The organism is Hydrogenophaga intermedia (assembly GCF_023715105.1).
GTDB lineage: Bacteria > Pseudomonadota > Gammaproteobacteria > Burkholderiales > Burkholderiaceae_C > Hydrogenophaga > Hydrogenophaga intermedia_A.
On record NZ_JAMBNO010000013.1, the window covers coordinates 37,714 to 51,787 of the forward strand.

13 protein-coding genes are annotated in these 14,074 nt (G+C 69.3%); 11 read left to right on the forward strand and 2 right to left on the reverse strand.

Translation table 11 applies throughout. From position 1 onward, the window contains the following. The first annotated feature begins 1 nt into the window (after position 1). The 3 genes from M3149_RS13415 to M3149_RS13425 all read left to right on the forward strand — a co-directional run bounded on the left by M3149_RS13415 (position 2) and on the right by M3149_RS13425 (position 3,943). Positions 2-2,008 carry an acetyl/propionyl/methylcrotonyl-CoA carboxylase subunit alpha gene (locus M3149_RS13415; protein WP_251710052.1) on the forward strand — a complete coding sequence of 669 codons (2,007 nt, stop codon included), beginning with the start codon at positions 2-4 and terminating at the stop codon, positions 2,006-2,008. 89 nt (positions 2,009-2,097) lie between these two features. After that, positions 2,098-3,018 (forward strand): 2-hydroxyacid dehydrogenase, encoded by a 921-nt coding sequence (locus tag M3149_RS13420; RefSeq protein ID WP_251710053.1) that lies wholly within the window; start codon positions 2,098-2,100, stop codon positions 3,016-3,018. Between the two features lie 13 nt (positions 3,019-3,031). Beyond that, the gene (locus tag M3149_RS13425) at positions 3,032-3,943 is read left to right on the forward strand and encodes a hydroxymethylglutaryl-CoA lyase (protein ID WP_251710054.1); all 912 of its coding nucleotides are present in this window, start codon (positions 3,032-3,034) and stop codon (positions 3,941-3,943) included. Here the strand turns inward: M3149_RS13425 and M3149_RS13430 are convergent, their stop codons facing one another. Next, on the reverse strand, positions 3,944-4,861 hold the full coding sequence (locus M3149_RS13430; RefSeq protein ID WP_251710055.1) for a LysR family transcriptional regulator: 918 nt from the start codon (positions 4,859-4,861) through the stop codon (positions 3,944-3,946). Positions 4,862-4,983: 122 nt separating this feature from the next. Between M3149_RS13430 and M3149_RS13435 the strand changes: the two genes are divergently transcribed. Genes M3149_RS13435 through M3149_RS13470 form a run of 8 tightly spaced genes read left to right on the forward strand, consistent with a single transcriptional unit; the run spans position 4,984 to position 12,967 of the window. Next, positions 4,984-7,158: an indolepyruvate ferredoxin oxidoreductase subunit alpha gene (locus M3149_RS13435; RefSeq protein ID WP_251710056.1), complete on the forward strand. Its 2,175-nt coding sequence runs from the start codon at positions 4,984-4,986 to the stop codon at positions 7,156-7,158. After that, positions 7,155-8,636, forward strand: a complete 1,482-nt coding sequence (locus tag M3149_RS13440) for an indolepyruvate oxidoreductase subunit beta family protein (RefSeq protein ID WP_251710057.1) — start codon at positions 7,155-7,157, stop codon at positions 8,634-8,636. Before M3149_RS13435 ends, M3149_RS13440 begins: the two co-directional genes overlap by 4 nt. Positions 8,637-8,674: 38 nt before the next feature. Beyond that, positions 8,675-9,646 (forward strand): TRAP transporter substrate-binding protein DctP, encoded by a 972-nt coding sequence (gene dctP / locus M3149_RS13445; protein WP_251710058.1) that lies wholly within the window; start codon positions 8,675-8,677, stop codon positions 9,644-9,646. Next, a complete protein-coding gene (locus tag M3149_RS13450) occupies positions 9,643-10,173 on the forward strand; it encodes a TRAP transporter small permease (RefSeq protein WP_251710059.1) in 531 nt (176 codons plus the stop codon). The genes dctP and M3149_RS13450 overlap by 4 nt, the downstream gene beginning before the upstream one ends. 28 nt (positions 10,174-10,201) lie before the next feature. After that, on the forward strand, positions 10,202-11,524 hold the full coding sequence (locus M3149_RS13455) for a TRAP transporter large permease (RefSeq protein ID WP_251710060.1): 1,323 nt from the start codon (positions 10,202-10,204) through the stop codon (positions 11,522-11,524). A gap of 41 nt (positions 11,525-11,565) precedes the next feature. Further along, entirely contained in the window at positions 11,566-12,078 is a 513-nt protein-coding gene (locus tag M3149_RS13460; RefSeq protein WP_251710061.1) for a YbaK/EbsC family protein, read from the forward strand. Next, positions 12,075-12,299, forward strand: coding sequence for a DUF1289 domain-containing protein (locus M3149_RS13465; RefSeq protein ID WP_251710062.1), 225 nt, complete (start codon positions 12,075-12,077; stop codon positions 12,297-12,299). The genes M3149_RS13460 and M3149_RS13465 overlap by 4 nt, the downstream gene beginning before the upstream one ends. After that, positions 12,296-12,967, forward strand: a complete 672-nt coding sequence (locus tag M3149_RS13470; RefSeq protein ID WP_251710063.1) for a 2-hydroxychromene-2-carboxylate isomerase — start codon at positions 12,296-12,298, stop codon at positions 12,965-12,967. Before M3149_RS13465 ends, M3149_RS13470 begins: the two co-directional genes overlap by 4 nt. Positions 12,968-12,974: 7 nt before the next feature. Here M3149_RS13470 and M3149_RS13475 read toward each other — a convergent pair whose 3' ends face one another. Continuing rightward, positions 12,975-14,069, reverse strand: a complete 1,095-nt coding sequence (locus M3149_RS13475) for a substrate-binding domain-containing protein (protein ID WP_251710064.1) — start codon at positions 14,067-14,069, stop codon at positions 12,975-12,977. Positions 14,070-14,074 lie beyond the last annotated feature (5 nt).

Consider the following 14,074-nt stretch of genomic DNA (forward strand, 5'->3'; position numbering starts at 1 on the left):
GATGTTCACCAAGATCCTCATCGCCAACCGCGGCGAGATCGCCTGCCGCGTGGCTGCCACCGCGCGCCGCCTGGGCGTCAAGACCGTGGCCGTGTACTCCGACGCCGACGCGCGCGCCAAGCACGTGGCGGCGTGTGACGAGGCGGTGCACATTGGCGGCTCCGCGCCGCGCGAGAGCTACCTGCAGTGGGAGCGCATCATCGCGGCCGCACAGGCCACGGGGGCGCAGGCCATCCACCCCGGCTACGGTTTCCTGAGTGAGAACGAGGCGTTTGCCGACGCCTGCGCGAAAGCAGGTCTCGTGTTCATCGGGCCACCCTCGTCGGCCATCGAGGCCATGGGTCTGAAGGCCGAATCGAAACGCCTGATGGAGAAGGCGGGCGTGCCGCTGGTGCCCGGTTACCACGGGGCCGACCAGGACCCGACGCTGCTGCAGCGCGAGGCCGATCGCATCGGTTACCCGGCCCTCATCAAGGCCAGCGCCGGTGGTGGTGGCAAAGGCATGCGGGTGGTCGAGAAGAGCGAGGACTTCGCCGCCGCGCTGGCCAGCTGCCAGCGCGAAGCGCGCAACAGCTTCGGCAGCGATGCGGTGCTGATCGAGAAGTACGTGCAGCGCCCGCGCCACATCGAGATCCAGGTGTTCGGCGACACGAAAGGCAACTGCGTCTACTTGTTTGAGCGCGACTGCTCGGTGCAGCGCCGCCACCAGAAGGTGCTGGAGGAAGCCCCCGCGCCCGGCATGACGCCCGCGCTGCGTCAGCAGATGGGCGAGGCCGCGGTCGCTGCGGCGAAGGCCGTGAACTACGTGGGCGCGGGCACGGTGGAGTTCATCGTCGAGCAGCCGCAGGGTTACGACCACCCCGAGGCGATGCGCTTCTATTTCATGGAGATGAACACCCGGCTGCAGGTGGAGCACCCGGTGACCGAAGCCATCACCGGCCTGGACCTGGTGGAGTGGCAGCTGCGCGTGGCCGCTGGCGAACCGTTGCCGCTGCAGCAGCACGAGCTGCGCATGCAGGGCCACGCGATCGAGGCGCGCATCTGCGCCGAGAACCCCGACAACCAGTTCCTGCCCGCCACCGGCACGCTGCAGGTCTATCGCAAGCCGGCGCACGCGGCGTTTGCCCGCGGTGACGTCCGCTTCGACGACGGCGTGCGCGAAGGCGATGCCATCAGCCCGTTTTATGACTCGATGGTCGCCAAGCTCATCGTGCACGCCGACACGCGCGAGCAGGCGCTGGCAAGGCTGGATGCGGCACTGGCCGAGACGCGCATCGTCGGCCTGGCCACCAACGTGCAGTTCCTGCGTCACGTCGTCGCCAGCGAGTCGTTCGCGAAGGCGCGTCTGGACACCGCGCTCATCCCGCGAGAGGCCAGTGTGTTGTTCAACCAGGATCGCGTGGGTACCCCCACGGCCGTGGCCGCCGCGGTGGCGCAGACGCTGCTGGCCGAGCGCGCGCTCGAAGGCGGCGATCCCTTTTCGCGTCGCGATGGCTTCCGCTCGCATGGGCTCACCACCCGCCGGTTCGATGTCGACGTGGCGGGCGATCGTCTGCAGGCCACGCTGACCTATGGCCGGGACGAACTCACGCTGGCGCTTGGCGACGTGCAGGGGCCGCTGGCGTTCGAGGCCTTGCCCGACGGCCGCTTCGACCTGCGGTTCGCTGGCCGCCGCGACACCGTGCAGACCTGGACCACCGGCGAGACCGTGCACGTGTTCTGCGCGCGCGGCGCCACCAGCCTCGTCGAGATCGACCTGCTGGCCCACGCGGGCGAAGGCGAGGGCGAGGGCGGCCGCCTCACCGCGCCGATGCCGGGCAAGGTCGTGTCCTTCGCGGTGAAGGCCGGCGATGCCGTGAAGAAAGGCCAGCCGCTGGCGGTGATGGAGGCGATGAAGATGGAGCACACCATCGCCGCGCCGGTCGACGGCACGGTGGCCGAGTTGCTCTATGCGCCCGGCGACCAGGTGGCCGAGGGCGCGGAGCTGCTCAAGCTCGCGGTTGCGTGATGCAATCGGTTCGATGGGGCGGCTCGACGCAACGGCTTGATGGCCCCGGCGTGACAGGAGCGCCGAATTCGTCCGCGTAAGCTTGGGCCATGCACATCACCGTCTGCGTCAGCCAACAGAAGCCCGAGCCCTGGCAACAGGGCTTGCAAGCCGCTCTGCCCGAAGCCACCGTGAGCGTGTGGCAGCCCGGCGCGCCCGCCGCAGACTTCGCCGTGGTCTGGGCGCCGCCCCAGACTTTCTTCGACGAGCAAGCCGGCTTGAAGGCCGCGTTCAACACCGGTGCTGGCGTGGATGCGCTGCTCAAGCTGCGCATCGCGCCCACCACCCGCATCGTGCGCCTCGACGACGCCGGCATGTCAGTGCAGATGGCCGAGTTCGCCTGCCACGCCGTCATCCGCCATTTCCGCGAGCTCGACGGCTACGAGGCCGATGTGCGCGCGGGCCGCTGGAGCTACCGCAAGCCGCGCGCGCGCGCCGACTACCCGGTGGGTGTGATGGGCCTGGGCGTCCTGGGCGAGCGCGTGGCGCGCGCGCTCACGGTGTTCGAGTTCCCGGTGCACGGCTGGAGCCGCTCGCCCAAGGCGATCGACGGCGTGCGGTGCCACGCGGGCGAGGCGCAGTTCGACGCCTTCCTGTCGAGCTGCCGGGTGCTCATCAACCTGCTGCCGCTCACGCCCGAGACCGAGAACATCCTGAACCGGCGCACGCTCGGGCTGCTCAAGCCCGGCGGCTACGTGGTCAACCTGGCCCGCGGCGGGCACGTGGTCGACGATGACCTGATTGCGCTGCTCGACGAAGGTCACCTGGCCGGCGCCACGCTCGATGTTTTCCGCACCGAGCCGCTGCCCCCCGAGCATGGTTTCTGGAAGCACCCGAAAATCACGGTCACGCCACACACCTCGGCGCGCACCCTGCGCGAGGAAAGCATCGCGCAGATCGCCGGCAAGATCGCCGCGCTGCAACGCGGTGAGGCCGTGGTGGGCGAGGTGGACCGCCTGCGCGGTTATTGAACAAGGACACGCCATGAACAAGCTCCCCACTCGCGTGAAGATCATCGACGTCGGCCCGCGCGACGGCCTGCAGAACGAGAAGCAGCCCGTGCCCGCGGCGGTCAAGATCGAACTCGTGCACCGTCTGCAGGCCGCCGGCCTGAAGGAGATCGAGGTCACCAGCTATGTGAGCCCCAAGTGGGTGCCGCAGATGGCCGACAACCACGACGTGATGCAGGGCGTGAAGCGCCAGCCCGGTGTGCGCTACTCGGTGCTCACGCCCAACCTGAAGGGCTTCGAGGCCGCGCTGGCCGATGCGCCCGACGAGATCGTGGTGTTCGGCGCGGCCAGCGAGGCCTTCAGCCAGAAGAACATCAACTGCAGCATCGCCGAGAGCATCGAGCGCTTTGCGCCGGTGGTCGCGGCCGCCAAGGCCAAGGGCATAGCGGTGCGTGGCGCCATGAGCTGCACCGTGGGTTGCCCGTACGAAGGCGAGGTGCCGCCATCGCGCGTGGATTACCTGGCCGGGCTCATGAAGGGCATCGGCGTGGAGCATGTGGGCGTGGCCGACACCATTGGCGTCGGCACGCCGAAGAAGGTGCAGGCCGCCATCGAGGCCACGCTCAAGCACTTCGACATCGACCACGTCTCGGGCCACTTCCACGACACCTACGGCCAGGCCGTAGCCAACACGCTGGCCGCGCTGGAGATGGGCGTATGGCACCACGACACGTCCGTGGCCGGCCTGGGCGGATGCCCTTATGCCAAGGGCGCCACCGGCAACGTGGCCACCGAGGACGTGGTCTACCTGCTGCACGGCATGGGCATCGACACCGGCATCGACCTCGACGCGTTGGTGGACACCGGCGCCTGGATCAGCGAGCAGCTCGGCCGCTCCACCAACTCGCGCGTGGCGCGCGCGCTGATCGCCAAACGCAAGGGCTGATCAACCGGCGCGCGCGAAAAGCTGCTGCAGCAACGCGCGCATCCACTGCTGCGCCGGGTCGCGTTCGGTGCTGGCGTGCCAGACCAGCCGCACCTCGTAGAAGGGCGCGTTCGGCAGGCGCCAGACGCGCAACGGGTTTCGCTTGCGCAGGTTCTCCGCATACATCGTGGGCACGATGGCCAGCAGGTCGGTGTTGAGCGCGAGGTCGGGCAGGGCGCCGAAGTGCCGCGCACGCAGCACGATGCGCTCCACCAGTTTCATGCGCGCGAGCATCTGCTCCACGCTGCTGTGGAAGGTGGCGGTGGGCGATGCCACCACCAGCGCGGCCTGCGACAGTTGCTCGGTGCTGAGGACGTTGCCGCTGCGCCCGCTGGCTGGCCGCCATTGTGGTGACGAGATCGCCACGTACTGCTCGCGAAACAGCAGTTCGGCGCGGATGCTGCGGTGGCGCGGCTGCAGGATGCCGATGGCGCAGTCGATCTCGCGCGATTCGAGGGCGCTCGCCACGTCCGCTGCCGCCACCGAGATGTTCGAGAGGTGCGTGTGCGGCGCCTGTTCGCGCAGTGCGCCGGCCAGCGGCGGCAGGAACATCATCTCGCCCAGGTCGGACAGCGAGAGCTTCCAGTGCATGTCGCTGGTGGCGGGGTCGAATTCCTCCTGACCCATTACCGCGGTTTCCAGCTCACGCAGTTGCGCCACCACCGCGGGGGCCACGCTTTCGCACAGGCGCGTGGGCTGCAGGCCGGTGGGTGACCGCACGAACAGCTCGTCGTTGAAGAAGTGGCGCAGCCGCGCCAGCGCGTTGCTGGTGGCCGACTGCGAGAGCGACAGCGCGCGACCGGCGGCGGTGACGGAGCGTGTGCGGTGAATGGCCGCGAGCACGCGCAACAGGTTGAGGTCGAGCTGGCGGAAGTTCATGGATCGTTTGAATCAGGGTTGACCCTGATTATTCACGCGATCGATGGGGTGCATGCGAACAATCCATTCGCCAGAAGGGTGGCGGCTGCGTACATTGCGGCGGCTCTGCACTCCACGACACCATGGCCGAACGATCCTTTGCCACCGAAGTCACCAAGCTGCGCCTGGGCGAGGGCGAGGAGTTCCGCGGCGAGGGCATCCTCGCCGTCACCAAGGCGCTGCTGCAGTCGGGCGTCTCCTACGTGGCGGGCTACCAGGGCGCACCCATCTCGCACCTCATGGATGTGCTCACCGATGCCAACGACATCCTGCGCGAACTCGGGGTGCACTTCGAGCACAGCGCGAGCGAGGCCACGGCCGCCGCCACGCTGGCCGCCTCGGTGAACTACCCGCTGCGCGGCGCGGTCACCTTCAAGTCAACGGTCGGCACCAACGTCGCGTCCGACGCGCTGGCCAACCTGGCCTCGGGCGGCGTCACCGGCGGCGCGCTCATCATCGTGGGCGAGGACTACGGCGAAGGCTCCAGCATCATGCAGGAGCGATCGCACGCCTTCGCCATGAAGTCGCAGATCTGGCTGCTCGATCCGCGGCCCAACCTGCCGAGCATCGTGCAGGCGGTGGAGCAAGGCTTCGAGTTGTCGGAAGCCAGCCACACGCCGGTGATGCTGGAGCTGCGCATCCGCGCTTGCCACGTGCACGGCGCCTTCACCACCAAGGCCAACCGCCGGCCTGCCTTCACGCTCAAGGACGCCATCGAGCGCCCGGTGCGCGACGTCAACCGTATCGTGCTGCCGCCCGCGAGCTACCTGCACGAACAGGAAAAGCTGGCGCAGCGCTGGCCGGCCGCGGTGCGCTTCATCGAGGAACGCGGCCTCAACGAGTTCTTCGGCGACGGCACGGCCGACGTCGGCATTGCGCTGCAAGGCGGCATGTACAACGCCGTGCTGCGCGCGCTCGAACTGCTGGGCCTGGCTGACGCCTTCGGCAACACGCAGGTGCCGCTGTACGTGCTCAACGTCACCTACCCGCTGGTGGACGCGCAGTTCACGCGTTTCTGTGCTGGCAAGCGTGCGGTGCTGATCGTCGAAGAGGGTCAGCCCGATTTCATCGAGCAGGCGGTGAACGCCATCCTGCGCCGCGCGGGCGTGGACACCGCGCTGCACGGCAAGGATCTGTTGCCGCCCGGTGGCGAATACACCGGCGGCGCGGTGCTCAAGGGGCTGGCGCGGTTCGTGGAACGCTACCTGCCCGAGCGCCTGGCCGAACACTTCGCTGGGCGCGACCTGCCGCTGGCCGCGCGCGCCCAGGCTGCGCCCTTGCTGCCGGCGGTGGCCGCCGCCGCCGCGCAGGTGCAGCCGCGCCCGCCTTCGTTCTGCACCGGCTGCCCCGAGCGGCCCATCTTCACCGCGATGAAGTTGCTCGAGCGCGAGATCGGCCCGAGCCACGTGAGCTGCGACATCGGCTGCCACCTGTTTTCCATCCTGCCGCCCTTCAACATCGGCGCGACCACCATGGGCTACGGCCTGGGCTGGGCCGGCGCCTCGGCCTTCAACACCGAAGAGACCAGCAAGCGCACGATCTCCATGATGGGCGACGGCGGCTTCTGGCACAACGGTCTCACCAGCGGCGTCGGTAACGCGGTCTTCAACCAGAGCGACAACGTGCTGCTGGTGATCGACAACGGCTACTCCGCCGCCACCGGTGGGCAGGACGTGCTCTCGTCGCAGGCGCCGAACCCGATCCGCAGCACCAACAACCCGATCGAGACCGCGGTGCGCGGCGTGGGCGTGCAGTGGGTGCGCAGCGTCAACCACACCTACAGCCTGCAGCAGATGAAGGCGGCGCTGCGCGAGGCCATGACCACGCGCGAAAAGGGCCCCAAGGTCATCGTGGCGCAGAGCGAGTGCATGCTCAACAAGCAGCGCCGCGTGAAGCCGAAGATGCGCCAGGCCATCGCCGACGGCCAGCGCGTGGTGCGCGAGCGCTTCGGCGTTGACCCCGACACCTGCACCGGCGACCACTCGTGCATCCGCCTCTCGGGTTGCCCTTCGCTCACCATCGCACCCAACCCCGACCCGTTGCGCCGCGACCCGGTGGCCGCGGTCATCGACAGTTGCGTGGGTTGCGGTCTGTGTGGCGAGGTCTCGCACGCCGCGGTGTTGTGCCCGTCGTTCTACCGCGCCGGCATCGTCAACAACCCCACCCGCTGGGACCGCATCCGCCAGCGCGTGCGCGGTGCGGTCATCGGCTGGCTGCAGAACCGCATCGAACGCCGCCTGCACGGCCTTGCCGCATGAACCCGTCGACTTCACCCCGTGCCTTGACCATCGCCATCCTCGCCATGGGCGGCGAGGGCGGCGGCGTGCTGGCCGACTGGCTGGTGGACCTGGCCGAGCAGAACGGCTTCGTCGCGCAGACCACCTCGGTGCCCGGCGTGGCGCAGCGCACCGGCGCCACCATCTACTACCTCGAACTGTTCCCCGCCGATGCGGCCGGCCGGCAACCCGTGCTCGCGCTCAGCCCGGTGCCGGGCGAGGTGGACGTGGTGATCGCGTCCGAACTGATGGAAGCCGGGCGTGCGGTACAGCGCGGCCTGGTCACGCCCGATCGCACCACGCTGGTGGCCTCCACCCACCGCGTGTACTCGATGACCGAGCGCACAGCGATGGGTGATGGCCGCGTCGATGCACAGGCCCTCATCGAGGGCGCACGCGCCGCCGCGCGGCGCCTGGTGAGCGCCGATTTCGGTGCGCTTGCCGAGCGCACCGGCAGCCTGATCTCGCCCGTGCTGTGTGGCGCACTGGCTGCGTCGGGCGCGCTGCCCTTCAGCCGGGCGCAGTTCGAGGCCACCATCGAACGCGGGGGTGTGGGCGTCGCGTCCAGCCTGAAGGCGTTCGCTGCGGGTTTCGACGCGGCCAGCAAGGCGCAAGCAGCCGACGCGCGAGAGTCGCGCCCCGCCGCTCCCACCGTGGGCCCCCGCCTGGCGCCGCTGGCGCAGCGCGCGGCTGCGGAGTTTCCCGTGGCGGTGCAGCCCACCTTGCAGGCGGCGCTGCTGCGCCTGGCCGACTACCAGGATCTGGCCTACGCCAGCGAGTACCTTGATCTGTTGCTGCCCCTGCGCGCCGCTCGCAATGACGTGCTCGAGGAGACCGCGCGCCACCTGGCGCTGTGGATGAGCTACGAGGACACCGTGCGCGTGGCCGACCTCAAGACCCGCCGCAGCCGCTTCGAACGTGTGGCGCGCGAGGTCCGCCTGAGCGATGCTCAACAACTGGACATCCATGAGTTCCTGCACCCCCGCGTGGAGGAGATCGCCGACACCCTGCCCGCCGCGCTGGGCCGCTGGCTGCTGCGCACCGGCTGGGCGCGCGCGCTGGTCGGGCGCTTCACACAGCAGGGTCGCAAGGTGCAGACCAGTTCCCTGCGCGGTTACCTGCTGCTCTATGGCATCGCTGCGCTGCGTGGCCTGCGCCGCCGTTCGCTGCGTTATCAAGTCGAGCACCAGCGCATCCGCGCCTGGCTGGGCACGGTGGTCGAGCTTGCGCCCGATGCGCCGGCCCTGGCGCTTGAAGTGGCGCGCACACAGCGCCTCGTCAAGGGCTACGGCGACACCCATGCGCGCGGCTGGCGCAACCATCAACGCGTGATGGCCGTGCTGCCCCAGCTGCGCGACGCGCCCGACGGGCCACAACGATTGAAGCATCTGAGCCAGGCGGCGCTGGCCGATGACACGGGGGCGGCGCTGGACGCGTTGCTGCCGCGTGCTGCAACATGACGCCGCATCCACCCACCACCACGACGAGGAGAGAGACAATGAACAAGCGGGCATTCATGAAGACGGCCACCGCGTTGGCGCTGGGCCTGGGCCTGGCCTCGCAGGCCACGGCGCAGGAGGTCACGCTGCGGCTGGTGAGCGCGTTCGCCGAGAACGGCATCTATGTGCAGCGCCTGCTGCCCTGGGTGCAGAAGGTCAATGCCGAGGGCAAGGGCGTGCTGCAGATCAACTTCATTGGTGGCCCGAAAGCGATTCCGACCTTCGAGGTCGGCAACGCGGTCAAGACCGGTGTGGTCGACATGGCGCTGTCCACCGGCGCCTTCTACACCAACGTCATGCCCGAGGCGGACTTCCTCAAGCTCACGCAGATCTCCGTGGCCGAGCAGCGCAAGAACGGCGCCTTCGACGCCATCAACAAGGTCTGGAACGAGAAGGGCAACATGCAGTACCTCGCCCGCATGGTCGAGAACCAGCCCTTCCACATCTACACCAACAAGCCGGTCGACAAGCCCGACTTCACCGGCCAGAAGATCCGCATCACGCCGGTGTACCGGGAGTTCTTCCAGGCGCTCAACGCCAACGTCATCACCACGCCGCCGGGCGAGGTCTACACGGCGCTGGAGCGCGGGGTGGTGGACGGCTACGGTTGGCCTATCGGCGGCATCTTCGACCTCAACTGGCACGAGAAGACCAAGTTCCGCGTCGACCCCGGCTTCTACGACGCCGAGGTCTCGCTGATCATGAACCTGCCCGCGTACAAGAAGCTCACCGACGCCCAGCGCAACTACCTGCAGAAGCAACTGCTGGCGCTGGAAGCCGAGAACACCTTCTGGACCAAGTACGCGGCCGATGAGACCGCGCGCCAGGCCCAGGCCGGCATCAAGACCATCGCCTTCGACGCGGCCACCGCCAAGGCCTTCCGCGACAAGGCCTACGAGATCGGCTGGGCCGCGGCCACCAAGCAGAGCCCGGAGATCGCCGGTCGCTTCAAGCCGCTGTTCGCCAAGTGATCGCCGCGCTGTCCGCCGCCTACGGGCGGCTGCTTGCGGCACTGGCGTGGCTGGGGTGTGTGCTGCTGCTGGTCATGATGCTGGTCATCGTGGCCGATGTGGCCCTGCGCAACCTGGCCATTGCCGGGCTGCCGCGCGGTCTGGCCTGGAGCAACGAGGTCTCGGAGTTCCTGCTCTACCTCATCACCATGTGCGTGGCGCCCTGGCTGTTGCGCCAGGGCCAGCACATCCGCGTCGACATCGTGCTGCAAGGCCTGCCCAGGCCCGTGGCCTACGCACTGGAGTGGGTGGGCGACGCCATCGGCCTGGTCTGCTGCCTGTTCATCGCCTGGTACAGCGCGCGCGCCGCGCTCGACAGCCATGCCGCGGGCTCGCTCAACATCAAGACACTGGTGACGCCCGAGTGGTGGAGCCTGGCGCCGCTGCCGGTGGTGTTCGTGCTGCTGTCCATCGAGATGCTGTTTCGCATGCACCGGTTGGCGCACGCCGAACGCGGCCCGCGCCACGATGCGGTGAGCGCGGCATGACGAACCCGACGAACCCCGGAGACCCCGCGTGACCGACTGGACCACCGCTGCCTGGCTCATGCTGGGCGGCTCCACCGTGCTGCTGTTCATCGGCATGCCGGTGGCGCTTACCTTCATCACCGTCAACCTCATCGGTGCCTGGCTCTACATGGGCGGCGAGCCCGGTCTCATGCAGCTCGCGCGCAGCAGCGTGAGCTCGGTCACCGCGTTCTCGCTCACGCCCATCCCGCTGTTCGTGCTGATGGGCGAGGTGCTGTTTCACACCGGCCTGGCGCACAAGGTCATCGAGGGCGTGGAGCGTCTCATCCACCGCGTGCCGGGCCGCCTGGCGGTGGTGGCGGTGGTGGCCGGCACGGTGTTCTCGGCCATCTCGGGCTCCACCATCGCCACCACGGCCATGCTGGGTTCGCTCATGCTGCCGGTCATGCTCTCGCGCGGCTACCACCCCAAGATGGCCACCGGCCCCATCATGGCCATCGGCGCGGTCGACATGCTGATCCCGCCCTCGGCGCTCACCGTGTTGCTGGGTTCGCTCTCGGGCATTTCCATCAGCAAGCTGCTGGTGGGCGGTGTGCTGCCGGGCGTCATCCTGTCGGTCGCCTTCGTGCTGTGGATCGTGGTGCGCGTGCGCATCAGCCCGCACCTGGCGCCGCCCGACGATGACGACGCGCCGCAGCACCGGGGCTGGGCGCGCTGGCAACCGTTCTTCGCTTATGTGCTGCCCACGCTGTCGATCTTCGGCGTGGTGGTGGGCGCGCTGGCCTACGGCTGGGCCACGCCCACCGAGTGCGCGGCACTCGGTGCCTTCGCCACCCTGGTGCTGGCCGCGCTGTACCGCTCGCTGTCGGTGGACGCGGTGATGAAGTCGCTCAAGGGCACGGCCGCCATCTCGGGAATGATCCTCTTCATCATCCTCGGCGCCACCACCTTCGCGCAGATCCTGTCTTTCTCGGGTGCGAGCAACGGCCTGGTGCAGACCATCACCGGCCACGGCCTGTCCACCGAGATGATCGTGGTCGGCATGATGCTGATGCTGATCTTCCTCGGCATCTTCGTCGACCAGATCAGCATGATGATGATCACGCTGCCGATCTTCATGCCCATCGTGCAGGCGCTGGGCATCGACCCGGTGTGGTTCGGCGTCATGTTCCTGATCTGCATGCAGCTTGGCCTGCTGCTGCCGCCGCACGGCCTGCTGCTCATGACGATGCGCGGCGTGGCCCCGCCCAGCGTGACCATGGGCGACATCTTCAAGGCCGTGGTGCCTTACGTGGTGATGAGCCTGTTGCTGCTCACGGCCGTGTTCTTCCTGCCGGGCATCGCCACCTGGCTGCCGGGGCGCATCGGCTGATGGGCAGCGGGGTCATGGGCGCGGGGCTAACATCCGGGTCCATGAGTTCGTTTCCCGCTTACCCATCGCCCGCCATCCAGCGCGTGGCCGATCGCCTGGCCGCCCTCGGCCACGCGCACGCGCCCGTGATGCTCGACGACGCCGCGCGCACCGCGCAGCAGGCGGCGGACGCGCTGGGCGTGGCACTGGGCCAGATTGCGAAGAGCATCATCTTTCGCCGCAAGAGCGACGAGCGCGCCGTGCTGGTCATCACCTCGGGCGATCGCCGCGTGGACGAGAAGCGCGTGCAGGCGCTGGTCTGTGGTGCGGGTGAAAAGCTCGGTCGCGCCGATGCCGAGTTCGTGAAGGCGCAGACCGGCTTCTCCATCGGCGGCGTGGCACCGCTCGCCCACGCGAACGAGCCCGTCACGCTGATCGACCGCGAGCTGTTCCGCTTCGACGTGGTCTGGGCGGCGGCGGGGCATCCGCACGCGGTGTTCCCCCTGACGCCGCAAGAGCTGGAGCGCTACACCGGTGCACCGGTGCACGACGTTGTGCAGGCCACCGACGCATGAGCACGCCCGAACGCTCCGACCTCAAGCGCGCGCGCCTGCGCCAGCCCGGCGTCAGCGTGCCTTCGCCTTGCATCAACGTCTGCCGGCTCGACGAGCGCAGTGGCCGCTGCGTGGGCTGCCTGCGCACGCTGGCCGAAATCGGCGCCTGGAGCCGCCTGAGCGACGCCGACAAGCTTGCGGTGTGGGCGCAGCTCGAAACGCGCGAGACGATTGCCGAATGAAAGACGTCCAGTTCTTCTACGACCCGATCTCGCCCTACGCCCACCTCGCCTTCGCGGCGTTGCCGCAGGCGCTGATGGGCCACAGCGTGATGGTCCGTTACCGCCCGGTGCTGTTCGCCGCGCTGCTCAAGGCGAATGGCCAGCTCGGCCCGGCCGAGATCGCCGCCAAGCGCGACTGGACCTACCGCCAGGTGCAGTGGCTCGCGCACACGCACGGCATCCGGCTCGACCTGCCGGCCGCACACCCCTTCAACCCCTTGCCGCTGCTGCGCCTGGGCCTGGCCACCGCGGTCGACGAGGCGTCCGGCGAGACCAGCCGCTACGTCACCGAGCGTTTGTTCGAACACGTGTGGCACGGCGGCGCCGATGCGGCCGACCCCGCGCGAATCGCCGCGCTGCAGGCGCACCTGCAGGACCACATGGCCCAACGCGGCCGGCCCTGGCTGGCACCCGACAGCGACACCGTGAAGCAGCGCCTGCGGGCCAACACCGACGAGGCGCTCGCGCTCGGCCTCTTCGGCGTGCCCGCCATGGTGGTGGACGGGCGCGTGTTCTGGGGCTTCGATGCCTTGCCCATGCTCAAGGCCTGGCTGGCCGGCGACGCGTGGTTCGAGGGGGGCGCCTGGGAACGCGCGGCCAGCACCGCGGTGGGCGTGCAGCGCCGCTGACGTCACCTCACGTGCCGAAAGCCTCGGCCAGCGTGAGCACCTGCCCGGTCTGCGCCGCCTCGTAGCCCTTGAGGGCCGCCACGCGCGCGCGAAACGCCGGTGAGCGCAGCACCGAGAGCACCGGGCGCAGCGTGTCGCTATGCAGCGCGCCGGCCGGCGCCGCGAAGAAGTAGCGCTCGCGCAGCAAGGGAATGAAGTGCAGCCCGAAGCGTTGCGCCGCGGTCTGCACGCCGATGCCGACATCGGCCATGCCGCTGGCCACGTAGGCGGCCACCGCGGCGTGGGTGAGTTCGGTGTTGTCCCACCCGTTCACCGCGCGCGCGGCGATCCCCTCGCGCTGCAGCAGCAGTTCGGTGAGCACGCGCGTGCCTGAGCCTTCGGGCCGGTTCACGAAGCGCAGCCCGTTGCGCGGGAGGTCGCGCAGGCCGGCAATGCGCAGCGGGTTGCCCGGTGCCACGAACAGCCCCTGCGTGCGCACCGCCAGGTGCACCAGGCGGTGCTGGTCGGGCCGCAGCCAGGCCAGGTAGCGTTGCGCGGCCGCGGCCTCGAACGCGCCCAGCGGCACGTGAAAGCCCGCCAGCTCGCACTCGCCGTGCGCGAGCGCGGCCACCGCTTCCAGGCTGTTGCGGTAACGCACCTCGGCCACCACCTGGCGCGCGGCCAGTTGTTCGCGCAGCGCCGCCACCGCAAAGCCATGGCTCGCGTGCAGGCGCGGCACGCTGCGCGCGCGCGGCTGCGTGCGTCCGAGCTCTCCCTCGAGCTCCGAGGCCAGCGATTCCAGCAGCGGCTGCAAGCGCGCGCCGATCCGTGCGTCGGCCCACACGAGTTTCTCGCCCAGCGCGGTGAGTGCCGAGCCACGCCCGCGGCCGCGCAGCAGCAGTGGCTGGCCGAACAGCGCTTCGGCTTGCCGCAACAGGCCCCACGCGTGGCGGTAGGACAGGCCCAGCTCGCGCCCGGCCTGCGCGATGCTGCCTGTGCCCTGCACCGTGGCCAGCAGGTCGAGCAGGGCGGTCGCGTCCAGCGCGTCGTCACCACCGCGGCCCAGCCGCCAGTGGGGCCGAAGGCTCACGCGCAGGTGGTCGAGCGGTGGACGATGGGGCATGGCCC

Excerpts from the sequence above, each read along its gene's own strand:
- M3149_RS13415 (WP_251710052.1), top strand. The coding sequence starts at position 2 with ATGTTCACCAAGATCCTCATCGCCAACCGCGGCGAGATCGCCTGCCGC.
- M3149_RS13420 (WP_251710053.1), top strand. The coding sequence starts at position 2,098 with ATGCACATCACCGTCTGCGTCAGCCAACAGAAGCCCGAGCCCTGGCAA.
- M3149_RS13425 (WP_251710054.1), top strand. The coding sequence starts at position 3,032 with ATGAACAAGCTCCCCACTCGCGTGAAGATCATCGACGTCGGCCCGCGC.
- M3149_RS13430 (WP_251710055.1), bottom strand. The coding sequence starts at position 4,861 with ATGAACTTCCGCCAGCTCGACCTCAACCTGTTGCGCGTGCTCGCGGCC.
- M3149_RS13435 (WP_251710056.1), top strand. The coding sequence starts at position 4,984 with ATGGCCGAACGATCCTTTGCCACCGAAGTCACCAAGCTGCGCCTGGGC.
- M3149_RS13440 (WP_251710057.1), top strand. The coding sequence starts at position 7,155 with ATGAACCCGTCGACTTCACCCCGTGCCTTGACCATCGCCATCCTCGCC.
- dctP (WP_251710058.1), top strand. The coding sequence starts at position 8,675 with ATGAACAAGCGGGCATTCATGAAGACGGCCACCGCGTTGGCGCTGGGC.
- M3149_RS13460 (WP_251710061.1), top strand. The coding sequence starts at position 11,566 with ATGAGTTCGTTTCCCGCTTACCCATCGCCCGCCATCCAGCGCGTGGCC.
- M3149_RS13465 (WP_251710062.1), top strand. The coding sequence starts at position 12,075 with ATGAGCACGCCCGAACGCTCCGACCTCAAGCGCGCGCGCCTGCGCCAG.
- M3149_RS13470 (WP_251710063.1), top strand. The coding sequence starts at position 12,296 with ATGAAAGACGTCCAGTTCTTCTACGACCCGATCTCGCCCTACGCCCAC.
- M3149_RS13475 (WP_251710064.1), bottom strand. The coding sequence starts at position 14,069 with ATGCCCCATCGTCCACCGCTCGACCACCTGCGCGTGAGCCTTCGGCCC.